We start from the raw sequence: 14667 nt of genomic DNA on the forward strand, positions 1-14667 counted from the left end.
TCAGTTTGTCTGCACGAGTTCGCGGTATACGGCTTCGGTGGCGCGGGCCATGCCGTGGCGATCCTGCCGCCGGCGCATGTCGCGCGCCGCCGCCTGCGTGATGGTGCGAGCCAACGCTGGCTCTGTCAACACGCGCAGGGCCGCGCCGCCAGCCGCGGCTCCGTCGCCGGCATCCACCAACAAACCCGTTTCCTCGTCGGTTATCAGATCGCTGGTGCCGATGGCTTGCGCGCCCACGACGGGCACGCCGGCCCACATGGCCTCCATGACGGAATAGGGCACGCCCTCCCAGCGGGCCAGGTGCAGATAGACGTCCATGGCCGGCAGCAGCGTCCGGGCGTCGGGCACGAAGCCGGGACGAAGGGTGGCGTGCAAGAGGCCGAGGTCCGCCAAGCGCTGCTCGACCACCGTTTGCAGCTCGCCGCCGTTGATCCACAGCAGGCGCGTTTCCGGATGCGCCGCGTGAATCACGCGGAACGCCTCGACGATGTCCATCGGGGCCTTCTGGGCGGTGAAGCGCGAGGTCGTGCCGACCACTGGCACATCGGGGGACAGACCAAGCCGCCGCCGCGCCTCGGGCTTGGACAGCGCCTCGAAGGGTTCGAACCCGTTGGGCACCAGCCGCACGCGCGCCGACCCCAGAAGCCTTGCGGCCTCGCGCTGCTCGCCGTCGGAAAGCGCGATCACGCGATCGGTCATCGAACCCAAGAACTTCTCGAGCCCGCGCGCCATGGCGCGACCGACCCCGCCGGCGAAGTTCAGGTAGTAGAAGCCGTGCGGGGTATGCACGGTGCGGACGCGGCGCCACCGCGCGGCGAGCCGTCCGGTGATTCCAGCCTTGGTGCTATGGGTGTGGACGACGTCGTAGCCGCCCTTGCGGATCAGCCGCGCCAGACGAACGATGGTCGTGGCGTCGTCCCACGGGTTGAGCGCGCGCAGCATCGGGATCTCCCGCACGGTGACGCCCGCCTCGCGCAGGTCGCCGGCGAAGGACGTGTCGCCGTGTGCTTCGGATCGCACTGGGGGGCACGCCACTTCTACCGCCACGACGGCCGGATCGAGCGACGTGGTCAGGTCGAACAGATGCCGCTTCGTGCCGCCGATGGTCGCCTCCATCACCTGGAGGACGCGCAGCGGGCGGTTCGGTGGCGTCAGTGTCGCCCCAGCACCGATTCGCGCAGCCACGCGTACTCGGCCTCGAGTCCCTGGCGCACGGTGGTGGTGGGATTGAAGTCCAACTCACGCCGGGCCTTGCCGATATCGGCCTGGCTGTGGAGCTGATCCGCCGGATTGGCGTCGGTGTAGATCAGCTCCGCCGGTCGGCCGACGACGTACTCCATTTCCTGCACGAACTCGTTCACGGACACCGTCGGGCCGCTGCCGATGTTGTAAATCTCGCCGATCGGCAGCACGTCCAGCACCCGGGCCTGCGCCTCCACGGCGTCCATCACGTACGTCAGCTCGCGCGTCTGCTCGCCGTCGCCGTAGATCGTGATCGGGCGGCCTTCGGCGATGGCCTTGAGGCCGATGTGCGCCAGCATGTCGGGTCGCTGGCGGGGGCCGAAGAGCGTGTAGTACCGCAGGATCACGACCGGAAGGCCGAAGAGCTGGCGGAACCCATTGAGCACGTGCTCGTCCATCAGCTTGGACATGGCGTAGAACGCGCGGGGGTTCAGGTCGTGATCCTCGGGCGTCGGCAGCTTCGGATTGAAGCCGTAAATCGACGACGTGGACGCAAAGCTGAACAGCTCGACGCCGGATGCCAGGGCCGCCTCCGCCAGCCGCTGCGTCGAGAGGCAGTTGTCGCGCATGTAGCGGCCGTAGTTGAACGCGGTCCACCCCTCGCGCACGCCGGCGCGCGCCGCGAGATGGAAGATGAATTGCGCCCGATCGGTCAGGGGCCGGAGGTCCAGGTCCATCAGGTGACCCTCGACCGTTTCGTATTCCGGGTGCGCCAGCAGCCGGCGCTCGTTGTCTCGCTTCTGCCGGATGTCGTAGGAGTCGGTGAACCCGTCCAGCCCGATCACGCGGTGACCTTCGGTGAGCAAGCGCTCGGCGAGGTGGGAGCCGATGAAGCCGCAGGCTCCGGTCACGAGGCTGGTTGGGCGGTTACTGGACATTCAGGGTCTTCACGTCAAGGTGGCGCGCCCCACGCGCGCCTACCCGGAAGTATATCGGCGCGGTGGGTAAGGCCATTTCAGACGCGCGCACTCAACGCCTCGTCGTAGACGGCCCGGGTGGCGGCGCGCATGCGATCCAGGTCGAACGTGTCGCGAGCCCGCCGCGCCGCGGCCTCGCCCATGCGTTCGCGGTCGGCGTCATCTTTGAGCAGGCGCGCCAGCGCATCGGCGATTCCAAACATGTTGCCCGCCGGGACCAGGATGCCGGTCTCACCGTCGCTCACCACCTCGGGCACGCCGCCCACGGCCGTCGCCACGACGGGCCGGCCGGCGGCCATCGCCTCCAGCAGCGCGAGGCCGAACCCTTCCCAATCCGACGCCAGCGCGACGATGTCACAGGCGGCCAGCAATCTGGGCATATCGGTCCGGACTCCCAGCCAGCGAATAGCGCCGTGGGCGTCAGTGAGATCGGCGAGGGCGTGGAGGTCGCGCTCGTAGGCTTCCGACCCAAGCTGCCGTCCGCCCGCCAGCAACAGCACGGCGTCCGGCAGCTCCCGGTGCACGCGCTCAAGGGCGCGCAGCAGCATGCCATGGTTCTTCTGCGGATCGAGACGCGCCGGGCACAGCACGACTTTGGCGCTCGCTTCGATGCCAAGGTCGGACCGAGCGGCCGCTCGGTCCAGCTCCGCAAACGGCGCCGCGTCGATGCCGTAGAGCACCACCCGGGTCTTCTCAGGCGGTGCGCCGCCCGTGGTCACGGCCCACTCGCGCACCGCGTCCGAGATGCCGATGGTGAGGTCCGGCAACCGCGCGGTGCGCCGATGGAGCCAGTGCCAGACCGGGTGCTCCAGCCGGGCCTCAAGGTTGTGCTTGGTCGCGACCAGCCCGCGGACCCGCGCCACGCGGGCCGCCAGCGCCCCGTACATATCGGCGCGCAGCAGATGCGTATGCACCACGTCGTAGCGGCCGCGCACGATGGCCGCGGTGAGCTGGGGCAGCCGCGTCCAGCCCCAAGGTCCGGCCATGGGGACGTGGCGTACACGGCCGGCCAAACGTTGGGCGTCCGGGCGAAGGTCGTGGTCGCGGAAGTAGATCACGTCTTGCTGCACGCCGTCCTCGGGCTGCGCGAGCAGTTGGAGCAAGTGGCCCTGCGCTCCGCCAACGGCGAGCGACGAGATGACGTGGACGATCCGGCGCGGGGCCGTCATGCGGCGGCGATCAGCGCCTCGTAGCGCGCCAGCGTCCGCTCCACCTGGCGGTCCAGGGTGAACCACTGCGCCACGCGCTGCCGGCCCGCCTCGCCAAGCTTGCGGGCGAACGCCGGGTCCTCGACGATGAGCGAGAGACGGTCGGCCAGGCCCATGGTGTCGTCGGGGTGCACCGCGAATCCCGTCTCGCCGTCGGGGACGATCTCCGGTCCGGCGCCGAGCGTCGACGCGATCACCGGCGTGCCGGCGGCCATGGACTCGATCAGCGTCAGGTTGAACGGGTCGGGATAGGTCGACGGCGCCAGCGTGACGCCGGCGGCGTGGTAGGCATCCCGCAGCGTGTCGGCATGCAGCCAGCCGGGCAATACCAGCCGGTCGCCCACGCCCAGCTCCTGCGCCATTTGGCGCAGCTTGGGCGCATAGCGCGGGTTGTCCCCGGCGATGACCAGCCGCGCCTCGGGATTTCGCGTTTTCGCCAGGGCGTGCAGCGCGGCTTCGGCGCCTTTTTCGCGGCTCACGCGAGCGGCCAGCAGCGCGAAGGGCGCGTCGTCCAGGCCAAGCTTCGCCCGAAACCGCGTGCCGTCGCCCTGCGCCCACCACTCGGCGTCGACGCCGTTGTGCATCACCTCGGCCCCGCCGTAGCCGTTGGCTCGCAGCGCGGTCTGCAAGGCGCGGCTGATGACGAAGATGTGAGACACGTGCGCCGACATCTGTCGCTGGATGGCCGTGTTGCGCGCCGGGTTCCAGCGGAAGCGCTGGCACTTGGCGCAGTTGAACCACCGCTGGCGAAAGTCCACCTCGCCCCCACTGCAGATGAACTTGATGCAGCAAAACAGCAGGAAGTCGTGCGCGGTGTAGGCCACCGGAGCGCCCGTGGCGGCCGCCGCCTCCAGCGACGCGAACGACAGGTGCTGGTGCACGTTGTGCGCGTGCACCACGTCGGGCCCGAAGTCCGCCAGCGCGCGGCGTACGCCGCCCAGGACCACCGGATTCATCATGGCCACCGTGTTCCGGAAGCGCTCCGGATAGCTCGACTGCAATCGCCGCACCTGCACCGGGCCGTCCGTCGTTTCGGTGGCCGCGTCGGGCCAGGTGGTCACCACCAGCACGTCGTGGCCGCGCGCCGCGAATGCGCGCGCCAGGCGCTGCGCCACAACACCCGCCCCGCCTCGGTTCGCGGGGGGATAGGTATCAGCCAGCAGGGCGATGCGCATGGGCGCCTTCCGAATGCGAGTGCTTGATTCTATGGAACTCCTATACGAGCGAAGTTTCGTGGCCTACATGAACCACAATCCGTTCGGTCACCCCTTTGACAAGCTCAGGGCGAACGGATTGTGGAAAACCGCTCGGCCATCTGCTGACCTTTTGCGGTCAGCCGGTCGCTACTTGTACGGACGTCCGCCCTGGGGCACGTCGCGACCTTCGTCGAGGTCCAGGCGGTCGAAGTGACGGGTGATGTCCGTGCGGTGCGCCTGTCCGCAGTCCGCCAGGAATTCCCGGAACTCGGCCCACGTCCAGCGATCGTTTTCGTCCTCGGGCGTGGCGGCCCACGACTTTCGGTTGAATTCCTCGATCTCGTCAGGCGTGCGCGGCGTCATGCGCTCGGCCACCCAGGCCCACACGTCCTGGTCGCTCGGGCGGTCGCGCAGCGATTCAATGAAGTCGTCGGCCGAGACGCCGAGGAACTCGAACAAGCGCTCCGATCGTCCGGTCCGGGCCACGTACTCGCCCAACGTTCCCGCCAGATCCGCCCGCCCCTTGTCGATGCTGCGCGGCAGAAACACGATTCCGCCGAGCTTTTCGTAAGGGCTGCGCGGCACCTCGTGCGTCAGGTCCATTGCGTCACTCCTCTGGCTGCAACGTGCGCGTGTGTCCGATCGTTGCGCGCACGGCGTCGCGTTCCAAGGGCACCTGGCGGTAGCGGCCCGCCAGCCAGTCGCCGAACTGGTCCGCATAGTGCGGACTGCCCGGCTGTCCCGACGGTCCCGCCGCGTCCAGCGACCACAGGCAGGCCGGCGACTCGGCCACGTCCACGATCAGTCGATAGTTGGCGCCGCCAGTCGATTCGAATTCCGGCGACGACCCCGTGTTGCACACGACGAAGCCGTTGCCGCTCGAGGGCTCGCCGCCGCGATCGAACAGGCGCCCCAGGTCGCCGCAGTCCGTCAGCAGGTGGGGCAGCCACACCTTGTGCAGCCCGCCCCAGCTCCAGGCAGACATGTCGTCGCCGAGCCGCTCGGTGAGCAGGTCCAAGGCGCGAGCCATCGCCGACCGCGCCGCCGCGTCGCGCGCTTCGGCAGAGACAAACCAACCCGCCGCGTCCTCGCCCAGCAGGCGCAGCGACAACGCGCCGATGCCTCCCGCCACGAAGGCCGCCGGATCGCCGACGGCCAGCGCCGAGGCGTCCGCCGAGAAGCGTTCCGAGGCCACCGCTTCGTCCCATTGCTGATGAAAGGCCTCGAAAATCGCCGCTCCGGCGCTGTCGGCGTCCATGCGGCAGTCCCAGGCGCGCAGCGCCGCGGCGGCCGCCTGCAGCCGCGCGTCGCCGCCGTCCAGGATGCGAGTCAGCGCGTCGACCGCGTTCACCGCCCGCAGCGACAGCGGGTCATATTGCATCGCGGCCACTTCCTCGCGGGTGTGAGCCTGGCGCGACTCGATCATTTCCCGGATGCGCCGTGCCCGGTAGCCGCTGGGAGACGTGTTGGCCAGCGGATGCGGGTAGTCCGACGGCGCCGGCAGGTTGTTGGCTGTTGCCACCCAACCGCGCTCGGGATTGCGCACGCTGGGCATGCCCTCGAACGGCGTCATTCCCGTCCAGGCGTCGGCGGGGTCCCAGCCGCGGCGATAGCCGCGCTCAACCCGCGAGCGCAGCGGCACCTGGCCCGTCGCCCGGTAGCCGAAGCCGCCGTCCACGTCCGCGAGCACCATGCTCAGCGTCGGCGACACCCAGCCCCGCAGCGCGTCCTCGAGCTCGGCGCAGGATCCGGCCAGGTTCCACTCCAGCAACGCCGTCGGCCAGGCGCAGGGCAGCGCCCCGGCCCAGCGCAGCGACACCGGCCCCGTGCCCTGCGCGAATCCCGGCAGGATGTCATCCACGATCGGGCCGTTGCGCGAGGACCGGATCGTTTCCTCGCGCACGCCCTCGCCGCGCACGCTGATGGCTTCCACCCGCTCGCGCGCCGGCTCCCAATTTCCGTCGTAGAGGAACGCGCCAGGATGCGCCGGGTCGGTGCGTTCCTGGTAGAGGTCGCGCTGCGAGCTGATGTTGTTGGTGATGCCCCAGGCAACGCGGAGGTTGCGACCGAAGATGATCCCCGGCGCCCCGGCATAGCCGGAGCCCGCGACGTTGTAGCGCCCGCCAACAAGGTGGACCTGGTACCAGCAGCACGGCGACCCAAAGGCGATGTGCGGATCGCTGGCCACCACTCCTCCGCCGGACGCGCTGCGGCTCGGGCCGATCACCCAGTTATTGCTGCCGGTGCAGTCGTCGACCCCGCCCAACTGCGGCTCCAAGGGGTCTGTCCCGCTGCCGGCGCTTGGGTACTCCCCGGGATGCATAATCGTCTCGTCGATCGCCTCGGCGGTCATGAAGTTGCGGTACAGCGGACCGTCGCCCAGGACACGCCGCGCCACCTCGGGAATGGCAATGACCGGAAACCGCCCCGTGAGATACCAGCGAAACTCGCCCAGCAGCGCGATGGAGTCGAGCGGCCGCCACGGTTCCGGCCGGTAGTCCAGCAGGTCGAACTCGATGGGCAGCCGGTCGCGGCACTCCTCGATGACTGCGTTCACGCCCGCCGCGAAGGCCTCATAGCGCTCGGCCGTCTCGGCGGGCAGCCGCGCCGTTTCTTCCTCGGCGATTCGATGCAGCCCCACCGTGCGCACGAGCAGGTCGTAGTCGAACGCCTCGGCGCCGAGAATCTCCGCCAGCCGCCCCTGCGCCCGCCGCCGCAGATAGTCCATCTGGAACAGCCGGTCCTGCGCCATCGCGTAGCCGTAGCCCACGAAGAGGTCGGTTTCATCCTCGGCAAAGACGTGCGCCAGGCCGCTCGTGTCTCGGTGAATCTCCACCGCCGCGCCGACGGGACCCGACCTCTGCCCATCGGCCGGCGCCAGCCGGCTCTCGAGCTCCTGGTTCCACCAAGCGTCGAACTCGGCGTCGCTCAGCCCGGCGGCAGCGCGCACGGCGTCAAACGGCTCGCCGCGGCCCAATTGGTGCAGGATCCGGCGCGAGTCGATGGCCATGGCTCTACTCCCAGGCGTATCCGTACAGGCGTGATCGGAGCAAATGGAAGCGCACGGCGCACTCGTCCAGCGGGCACACGTCGCCGCCGGTCCAGCGCGCCGGGGCGGCGGTGGAGTCACCGCGCCACGGGATGAAGTCGTCCTTGCCGAAGCCCTCCACGACATTGCCGTCCGGGTCCAGCAACTCCGCGTGCAGCTCACCCTCGGCCACGGTCGACGTCGCGGCGTTGAGAATCAGCTGCTTACCGCCGACCGGCAACGCGTGCGTGGTCAGCGTGCCCGCCACATCGCCGCCGGGGCCTGAGACGGCCGCCCAGTAGCGATTGACGGCCCAACTGGCGCGGCAAATGGCGGAGAAGAACGGCCAGATCGTCGGGCCCTTGGCCGCCGGGTCGCCGTGCAGCCCCTCGGTGCCCGAGAAATACATGTAGTGCCGGCCGTTGTGCTCGACCATGTGGTGCGAGGGCCAGAGCATGCCGCCGCCGTAGTCGCCCAGAGCCCCGACCGCGACCGCGGGCAGGCGCACGCGCCGGTCCCAAATGCGCCCGTCCGCGCTGCCGCCCAACTGCAACTCGATCGTCTGTGTGCGGTTGAGGTAGATGGCGATCACGCCGATGTACCCGCTCCGCACCGGGGTGACGCAAAGCTCCATGATCTGGACGTCGTGCGGGTCGTAGATGTCGGGCTGGATGATGGTCTCGAAGGGGCTCCACTCCGAGCCGTCGGGGCTCGTGCGGCGCGCCATCACCCGCCGGCCCTCGGCGAAGACGTCGTAGGCCACCAACCCGCCCGGGTGCACCGGCTCACCCAGCTTGTGCGTCGCAAAGTAGGTGCCGTCCGCGTCGCGGAAGACGTATGTGGTGTCCGCCGTGTGCTTGGGGTTCTCGTACGGGATGACCAGCCGGACTCCGGGCACCGCCACTTCCAGGACCGGGCCTTCGCTTACGGTCCAGTTGATGCCGTCCGGCGAGAAGTAGCGATACATGCCGCGCGCCTGCTTTTCGCCCGGCGGCGGAGGCGGCAGCCCGCGAATGTGGCCCGGTCCTCCGCCGATGGTGTTGCTCGGATCGCGCATCACGAACATCTCGTAGCGGCGGTCGGGCTCGGCGTCCGGGTCGATCATCACCGAGCTGTACATGCTCGGGCCGCCCGACTCGAAGTCCAGCAGGATATTGGTGCGCGGATATCCGGGTTGCGGGCACAGGTCCAGCTCGGGGCGCGTCCACTCCACGCCGTCTTCCGACGTCAGATAGGTCACGCGCCGGTAGTTCTCGAAATATCCCGCCGTCAGCGGCGTGGAGACGTGCCAGGCCTTCCACAAGTCGTCGATCGGGTCATGGGCGAATGTGCCGTGGGCGAACACCGAGCCGCTGTCCCAGGGCATGGCCGGCGTCACCAGCGGGTTGTTGGGGTCCAGCTCGCCCAACTCCTGGCGCCAGGCCAGCATGTGCTGCTCGGCGACGTCGTCGACCAGGATCATCGAGAGGCAGTCGGTGCGCCGCTTGACGCTCGTGGGAAACGAGAAGGCCATGGTCGTCCCTGTGCGGGTACCCCAACGTCGTTGGGAGCGCGGCGAGCGAGCCTAGCAAAACCCTCGGCGGCGCCCCGTGTTAGGTTTCCGCTACGTGGCCGCCGGGGAGGACCGAGCCCATCGACACGGTGAGGATCGGCATGGTGGGCGCCGGCCGCATGGCCAACACCGCCCACTACCCCTCGCTCGCCGCCATGCCCGACGTGGAAATCGTGGGCATCGCGGAGCTGGACGCCGAGCGCCTGCAAACGACGGCCGACACCTACGGCGTTGCCGGGCGCTATTCGGACTTTCGCGAGCTTGTCGCGCGGGAGAAGCCCGACGCGGTCTACGCGATCATGCCGCCGCAGTATCTGCACAACCTCGTGGTGGACCTGCTGGAGCTAGGCGTCCACGTCTTCGTGGAGAAGCCGCCCGCCCTCACCACCTACCAGACGGAGGCGCTCGCGTGGTACGCCGACCGGCACGATCGGCTGACGATGGTCGGGTTCAACCGGCGCTACAGCGAGATGTTGCGCCGTTGCCGCGCGGCCATCACCGAGCGGGGGCCGCTGCACCAGTGCCTGGCGGGGTTTCATAAGTTCGAGGGCAAGCCGGATGGCTATGGCTACGGTCGCGGCGCCGGTTCGCACCTGACGACCGACATCGTCCACTCGGTGGACACGCTGCGCTGGATGGCGGGCGGCGAGGTCGCATCGGTCGCCGCCGACAACCGCGCCGTGGACATGCCGTTCGTCAACAACCACAACGCCCTCGTCACCTTCAGCACCGGCTGCACGGCCATCCTCACGGCCTCGCGACGATCCGGCCGGCGAGACCACTACTTCGAGATGCACGGGCAAGGCGTCTCGGCCTTCGCGGACGATCAATGGCGCGCTGAGATCTATCGCGACGGCGCCGCCGAGGGCGAATCGGTCGATGCCGCGGAGGTCGGCGGTGGGTCGGAAATCATTCATCGCTTCGGCTTCTTCGCCGAGAACCGGCACTTCATCGACGCCGTCAAGGCCGGCCGTCAGCCCGACACGTGCTTTGCCGACGCGGTCAAGACCATGGACCTCGTCGACCGCATCATGCAGTCACAGATCTAGGGGCCGGTCCACACCCCGGCGGGGGCTTTGCCTAACCGTCAGTCCCTGTAGGGGCAGCCCTTGTGGCTGCCCGGATCACCGGCAGCGCGGGCGCCCACAAGGGGCGCCCCTACATGTCGGTCCAGCCGTCTCTCACGTCGGAGACGGTTGGGGTGAGGGAATAGCTCCTCAGGTGAATTCTGTTTGGCAGAGCTCCCGCACCCGTTGGACATCCGCATTGGGCAACGGCGCACCCCGGGGCATTCGGCCTTCGGCGATTCTAGGCCGCAATGCCACTTCCAGACGGCCGCGCCAACCCATGCGCAATTCCGAAGCGATGTGAAGAATCTAGAACGAACACCCACGGCCGCAGGGATAAGGGTTTCGCCTGGGGACGCCGGGTGCGCGCCTCTCAGCCTGCCCGATTGCTACTTCCCAGCAGCAGTTCTTGCTGGCGCAGGTCCTTTTCGAAGGGATCGGGAATTGGCCTCCGATCTCGACGGATCGACGCCTCCAGCGTCTTCAGGGCGTTCGACGCCACGTAGTGCCGCCCACGCGCTTGGCCCCGCGCTACCAGCAGCCCTGCATCGCTCATCGCCTTCAGATCGCGGCCGGCGACCACCAGGCTGACTTCAGCGAATTCGCGGTAGGTCGCGTTGCGCACCCGGAATCCCAGCGCAGCGTCCCAAAGAGCGAAGACGGACCGTTCGGGCAATCGCTTACGCTCTACTATTCGTTCAAGCACGTCCCAACGAAGTTCCGCCTCCGCCGCCCGCCGCGACAAAGTTTGCGCCTGCCGGTAGTGCGCCGTCAGCGCAAATCGGACCCAGGATCGGGCATCACGCTGCGGTTGCCAGGCGCCGCCGCCAACCTCGGCCAGCACCGCGTAGTAGGCGTCTGTGTTCCGGCCCAGATGCTCCTCAATGCTTACAAACGCTGGCTCCAGCATCCCCTCTCGCGCGAGCGCCAGCGTCTGGAGTCCCCGTGCCATTCGCCCATTGCCGTCGCGGAATGGGTGGATCATGACCAGGTTGAGATGCGCCATTGCACCGCGGATTACTGCTGGCACGGCTGGGTCCTGCTCGCGCAGCTCCGCGACCAGTTCCTCCATGAGCCCGGGAACCTCGATGGCGTCCGGTCCCTCGTACACGATGTCGCCCGATCGTTCGTCCCGAACGTAGACAGGCCCGGATCGCCAACGTCCCGGTCGCAGGCCCAGGTCGTACTGCATCATCATGTAGTGCAGGCTTCGGATCAGCGACGCGTCGTACTCGAAGTGCGGATCGTCCGCAAGCTGCAAGACGAACGACATGGCCTCGCGGTAGCCTTGAATCGCTGCCCACACTTCCTCAGTCGCATCCAATGGCTCCCCGCCGCCCACGGCCGCCACGGCGTCGTCCAGCGAGACGTTCAGCCCCTCGATACTGTTTGAGCCTTGGATGGCCCGCGCCGACGCCACCCGCCGCAGCAATCCGGTCCAGCGCCGCTGCTCGGAGACTTGGCCGCGAAGCGCGAGGCGCAGCTCGTCCACGCGGGCGCAAACGTCCGCTTCCTGCTCGTCGAGCGGCGGCATGTGGAAAAGCATGTGGAATAGTTCTATTCACACCAACGGATAGTCGTATTGTATACGACCAAATTTATCCTTGAACAGACCTCCACGTCGTTTAGTAGAAAACAATACGACAATGTACCGGTCGTCAGGCGCGGGAGTTGGCAAGACGTCGACCGTGGGCGGCGTCCAGATCCGAGCGTCCAAGAAACCTGCCGGCGATTCACGACTTCTTCCGCGCGACAGCCGGGCCATCTACTCTTGACGGCGACGCTTTGGCCCCGTAGCTCAGTTGGATAGAGCGGTGGTTTCCTAAACCACGCGCCCCGGTTCGAGTCCGGGCGGGGCTACCCAGTTGGACAAAATCAAGAACCTTCACGCTGCGGTTCGCTCTGAACCTGTAGGGACAGGGCGCACTCGCGCGCGTGGGGATCACATCTCGTCGCCGCGGTGGGCAGCCAAACCGTCGCGTGCAGCGGATCAGGCACAATCACGGGTCGCCTGGGCACGCCTCAGATCCCACCGGCGGAGTGGTCATGGGTGCCTCAGCGTCTTCTGGGAGTTGCCGCGGGTACCGTGAGGACTTCGCTGTGTGCGCCGCACATGCGCAGCTAACCGGGTGCACCGTGGATCACCCGATGTGGTATTTCGCCGTCCACGCGTATACCTCGGCGGACGAGCTCGAACCGACCCCGCCTAGGCGCGGGATGGTGGACGTGCCAGACGACGCCCAGGCGAACCTTGGCGCACGAGTGGCCAATCCGGAAGTTGCGACGGCGGAACTGAAGGCCAAGCGAGCGACCCCGCGGCGGGAACTAGCGACGGTCCAGAGCACGCAGCAGAATTGTCCCAATCCGCCTCGCCGCCTCGCTGAAACACCTCACCTCGTCCACTTTCAGCGCCCGCCCCAACACTGTCCGCTCCCGAGACGACAGCCACTTCTTCAACGTCGACGCGAGGCTGGATTGACATTTCAGATGCAAGAAGCTTTCTCAGAAAACGGCTGCCTGCGTCTGGTACCTGCGGCATTTGCCTGATGCGTCGCCATAGGACTGCCGGACTTGCGTCAAACGGGTTGCGTAGAGCGTCCTCAGATCCGTCGGGTGCGTCAGGCGGCGCCGCAGGGCCAAGCCCTGGCGCACGGCACCGAAGCTGTGTCCGTCGTGGAGAATGATGGTGGCGTCGAAGCGACTCCTCCTGTGAAACTCCACCCGGGAGCGAAGTGCGTCGATGCCGGGCGACGTCGAGGCGGCGAGAATGCATACGCTGGGCACCTCGTCCATTCTGCGGTGAGCGCCGTCGGCCACTCCCTGGACATGGGGTAGGACCTCACATAGTTGCGATATAGCGGTAAGCTGACTCCAGCACTTCATGCGGATTCGCTCGCTCGGCGATGTTGGCGAAGTCCTCTTCCGACGTTAGGCCCAGGCGCAAGGCCTCCACGTCGAGGACCATGGCGTAGCAACTGGAGAGGCTATACAGCAACAAACAGAGCTTACTTAAGCACCGAACATCGTCCATCCTCAAGCCTCCCGCGCTACTGAAGAACATGAGAACCGTGGTTGTCGGATGTGAGTATGGAGCCAGCAACCCGTCCCACGTCGAGAAGCATCTTGGCCTTGGGCAATTTCTATCCCCCGGCTCGTGCACTTCGACACAAACGCCATCACGCACCATAGTCTTCAAATGTTGGAATGACGTCCGGATATCTGGAGCCATCGCGTGGATTGCCCACTGGTTCATCGGACAGGAGGCGACGGCTATCGCATGACAATAGACCTTGCGGAGGCGAAGGAGCGTATCAGATTCGTGCTTCCGCTCGGCGTCGAGGGGGCCAAACAGGTCTTCATGAGCCTTACATGTCCTCCGTAGAGCATCGATCTGTTCCTCGCACGCCGCCGTCAGTTGCTCGACCAGCATTTGCTCGGTGAATTTGGGATCATTCTCCACCTATTGCGCCTCCGTCCGTCCGGATCGAGTCGTCTCCGCTCATCTCTTTGAGCCACGACCTCACTGGAGCTGCCGTCTCCCTTGTTCTATCGAATAACGCCGAGGCTTCATCAAAGAGTTGGCTACTTTCCCCAATCTTCATCCTGATCACTCCGTATGCCAGCAACATCTGGCACACGTACGTTAGGGCGCAGTTCAGTATCACAGCAAAGGCGAGGTCGGTTTGCCACTGTGGTGCGGGGAGGACGCCGCCGCTACCCGGGGACATCCTGAGTGGGTCGACTTTGCCATCACAGAAACAGCAGCTCAGATAGTCATACCACATCTTGCCTTGGGTCAAGGCAGAGACGCGGTCGGCGATGGTCCTCTTCTTGGGCTGCTTGCCGTCAAACAGGCCAATACCCTCCCTCGCCCTCGTTGTGCTTGCTTCAAGTTCCTGCCTGCTGATTTGCCCCACCGTTATCCGGCGCATTAGTTGCTGCCAGTCAAACTCCTGTAGATTCAGAATGCGATTCAACATCTCTGGCGTACCCTCAACGGCGGAATGTCCCATGAGCATCAGCTCCGCGGCGCACTCAATCAGGACCCTCGCGCGTACGCCAAGCGAATGGACGTTGTTCTGCTCATTTGCGCGGAAAACGGCGGCGATATGGATCCCCGCCTTCAGAAGGCAGTGGCTTTCGACGTAGAGAGCGGAGCGACCGAGCTCTTCGTCGCTTGCTTGGCCGAGGTCGCCGGGAAAAATCTCATCATTGTTGACCTCGGCAAGCGTTTCCTGAAGAAGCGTGGGGGCCTCCTCAAAGTGGTTGATTAGTGCAGTACGTATTTCGCGCAAGACTCTGCCCCCGTTTTCCAATCGTCTGGCAGACTCACCCAATTCGGCTGTCGAAGGCTTCGTTCGTGGTAGCGCCCCCTACACGCTCATGCCCCATCGGTGAGAAGCTCCATCAAACGAGAAGAACCGCCTTCGACGCTCGTGTACGTTCCAAACCTATAC

General features: G+C 66.7%; 12 protein-coding genes and 1 tRNA gene. 2 read left to right on the forward strand and 11 right to left on the reverse strand.

Going from position 1 to position 14667, the window contains the following annotated elements; translation table 11 throughout:
- The 7 genes from OXG33_01400 to OXG33_01430 form a co-directional block, all read right to left on the reverse strand.
- Complete coding sequence (locus OXG33_01400) at positions 1-1185, reverse strand: glycosyltransferase (protein ID MCY4112580.1); 1185 nt, start codon at positions 1183-1185, stop codon at positions 1-3.
- A complete protein-coding gene (locus OXG33_01405; GenBank protein ID MCY4112581.1) occupies positions 1152-2120 on the reverse strand; it encodes an NAD-dependent epimerase/dehydratase family protein in 969 nt (322 codons plus the stop codon). Before OXG33_01405 ends, OXG33_01400 begins: the two co-directional genes overlap by 34 nt.
- A 77-nt stretch (positions 2121-2197) precedes the next feature.
- Entirely contained in the window at positions 2198-3328 is a 1131-nt protein-coding gene (locus tag OXG33_01410; GenBank protein MCY4112582.1) for a glycosyltransferase, read from the reverse strand.
- A complete protein-coding gene (locus OXG33_01415; GenBank protein ID MCY4112583.1) occupies positions 3325-4542 on the reverse strand; it encodes a glycosyltransferase family 4 protein in 1218 nt (405 codons plus the stop codon). Before OXG33_01415 ends, OXG33_01410 begins: the two co-directional genes overlap by 4 nt.
- Before the next feature lie 168 nt (positions 4543-4710).
- Positions 4711-5166: a DUF5069 domain-containing protein gene (locus OXG33_01420; protein MCY4112584.1), complete on the reverse strand. Its 456-nt coding sequence runs from the start codon at positions 5164-5166 to the stop codon at positions 4711-4713.
- A gap of 4 nt (positions 5167-5170) precedes the next feature.
- Positions 5171-7573, reverse strand: a complete 2403-nt coding sequence (locus tag OXG33_01425; protein ID MCY4112585.1) for a penicillin acylase family protein — start codon at positions 7571-7573, stop codon at positions 5171-5173.
- A 4-nt stretch (positions 7574-7577) separates the two neighbouring features.
- Positions 7578-9104 carry a hypothetical protein gene (locus OXG33_01430; protein MCY4112586.1) on the reverse strand — a complete coding sequence of 509 codons (1527 nt, stop codon included), beginning with the start codon at positions 9102-9104 and terminating at the stop codon, positions 7578-7580.
- 140 nt (positions 9105-9244) lie between these two features.
- Here OXG33_01430 and OXG33_01435 point away from each other — a divergent pair, with 140 nt between their 5' ends.
- On the forward strand, positions 9245-10192 hold the full coding sequence (locus OXG33_01435; protein MCY4112587.1) for a Gfo/Idh/MocA family oxidoreductase: 948 nt from the start codon (positions 9245-9247) through the stop codon (positions 10190-10192).
- Positions 10193-10583: 391 nt separating this feature from the next.
- On the opposite strand, the gene OXG33_01440 is transcribed toward OXG33_01435, so the two are convergent.
- The gene (locus OXG33_01440; protein ID MCY4112588.1) at positions 10584-11756 is read right to left on the reverse strand and encodes a Fic family protein; all 1173 of its coding nucleotides are present in this window, start codon (positions 11754-11756) and stop codon (positions 10584-10586) included.
- Between the two features lie 241 nt (positions 11757-11997).
- Here OXG33_01440 and OXG33_01445 point away from each other — a divergent pair.
- Positions 11998-12070: transfer RNA gene (locus OXG33_01445), tRNA-Arg, on the forward strand.
- 642 nt (positions 12071-12712) lie between these two features.
- Here OXG33_01445 and OXG33_01450 read toward each other — a convergent pair.
- From OXG33_01450 to OXG33_01460, 3 genes are read right to left on the reverse strand one after another with little or no spacing between them, the layout of a single operon-like run.
- Entirely contained in the window at positions 12713-13003 is a 291-nt protein-coding gene (locus tag OXG33_01450) for a hypothetical protein (GenBank protein ID MCY4112589.1), read from the reverse strand.
- A 46-nt stretch (positions 13004-13049) separates the two neighbouring features.
- On the reverse strand, positions 13050-13670 hold the full coding sequence (locus OXG33_01455; GenBank protein MCY4112590.1) for a hypothetical protein: 621 nt from the start codon (positions 13668-13670) through the stop codon (positions 13050-13052).
- On the reverse strand, positions 13660-14505 hold the full coding sequence (locus tag OXG33_01460; protein MCY4112591.1) for a hypothetical protein: 846 nt from the start codon (positions 14503-14505) through the stop codon (positions 13660-13662). Before OXG33_01460 ends, OXG33_01455 begins: the two co-directional genes overlap by 11 nt.
- Positions 14506-14667: the final 162 nt, after the last annotated feature.

This window comes from Chloroflexota bacterium, assembly GCA_026708035.1.
In the GTDB taxonomy this organism is placed as follows: domain Bacteria; phylum Chloroflexota; class UBA11872; order UBA11872; family UBA11872; genus JAJECS01.

Excerpts from the sequence above, each read along its gene's own strand:
- OXG33_01405 (MCY4112581.1), bottom strand. The coding sequence starts at position 2,120 with ATGTCCAGTAACCGCCCAACCAGCCTCGTGACCGGAGCCTGCGGCTTC.
- OXG33_01410 (MCY4112582.1), bottom strand. The coding sequence starts at position 3,328 with ATGACGGCCCCGCGCCGGATCGTCCACGTCATCTCGTCGCTCGCCGTT.
- OXG33_01415 (MCY4112583.1), bottom strand. The coding sequence starts at position 4,542 with ATGCGCATCGCCCTGCTGGCTGATACCTATCCCCCCGCGAACCGAGGC.
- OXG33_01420 (MCY4112584.1), bottom strand. The coding sequence starts at position 5,166 with ATGGACCTGACGCACGAGGTGCCGCGCAGCCCTTACGAAAAGCTCGGC.
- OXG33_01425 (MCY4112585.1), bottom strand. The coding sequence starts at position 7,573 with ATGGCCATCGACTCGCGCCGGATCCTGCACCAATTGGGCCGCGGCGAG.
- OXG33_01430 (MCY4112586.1), bottom strand. The coding sequence starts at position 9,104 with ATGGCCTTCTCGTTTCCCACGAGCGTCAAGCGGCGCACCGACTGCCTC.
- OXG33_01435 (MCY4112587.1), top strand. The coding sequence starts at position 9,245 with ATGGTGGGCGCCGGCCGCATGGCCAACACCGCCCACTACCCCTCGCTC.
- OXG33_01440 (MCY4112588.1), bottom strand. The coding sequence starts at position 11,756 with ATGCTTTTCCACATGCCGCCGCTCGACGAGCAGGAAGCGGACGTTTGC.
- OXG33_01450 (MCY4112589.1), bottom strand. The coding sequence starts at position 13,003 with ATGGACGAGGTGCCCAGCGTATGCATTCTCGCCGCCTCGACGTCGCCC.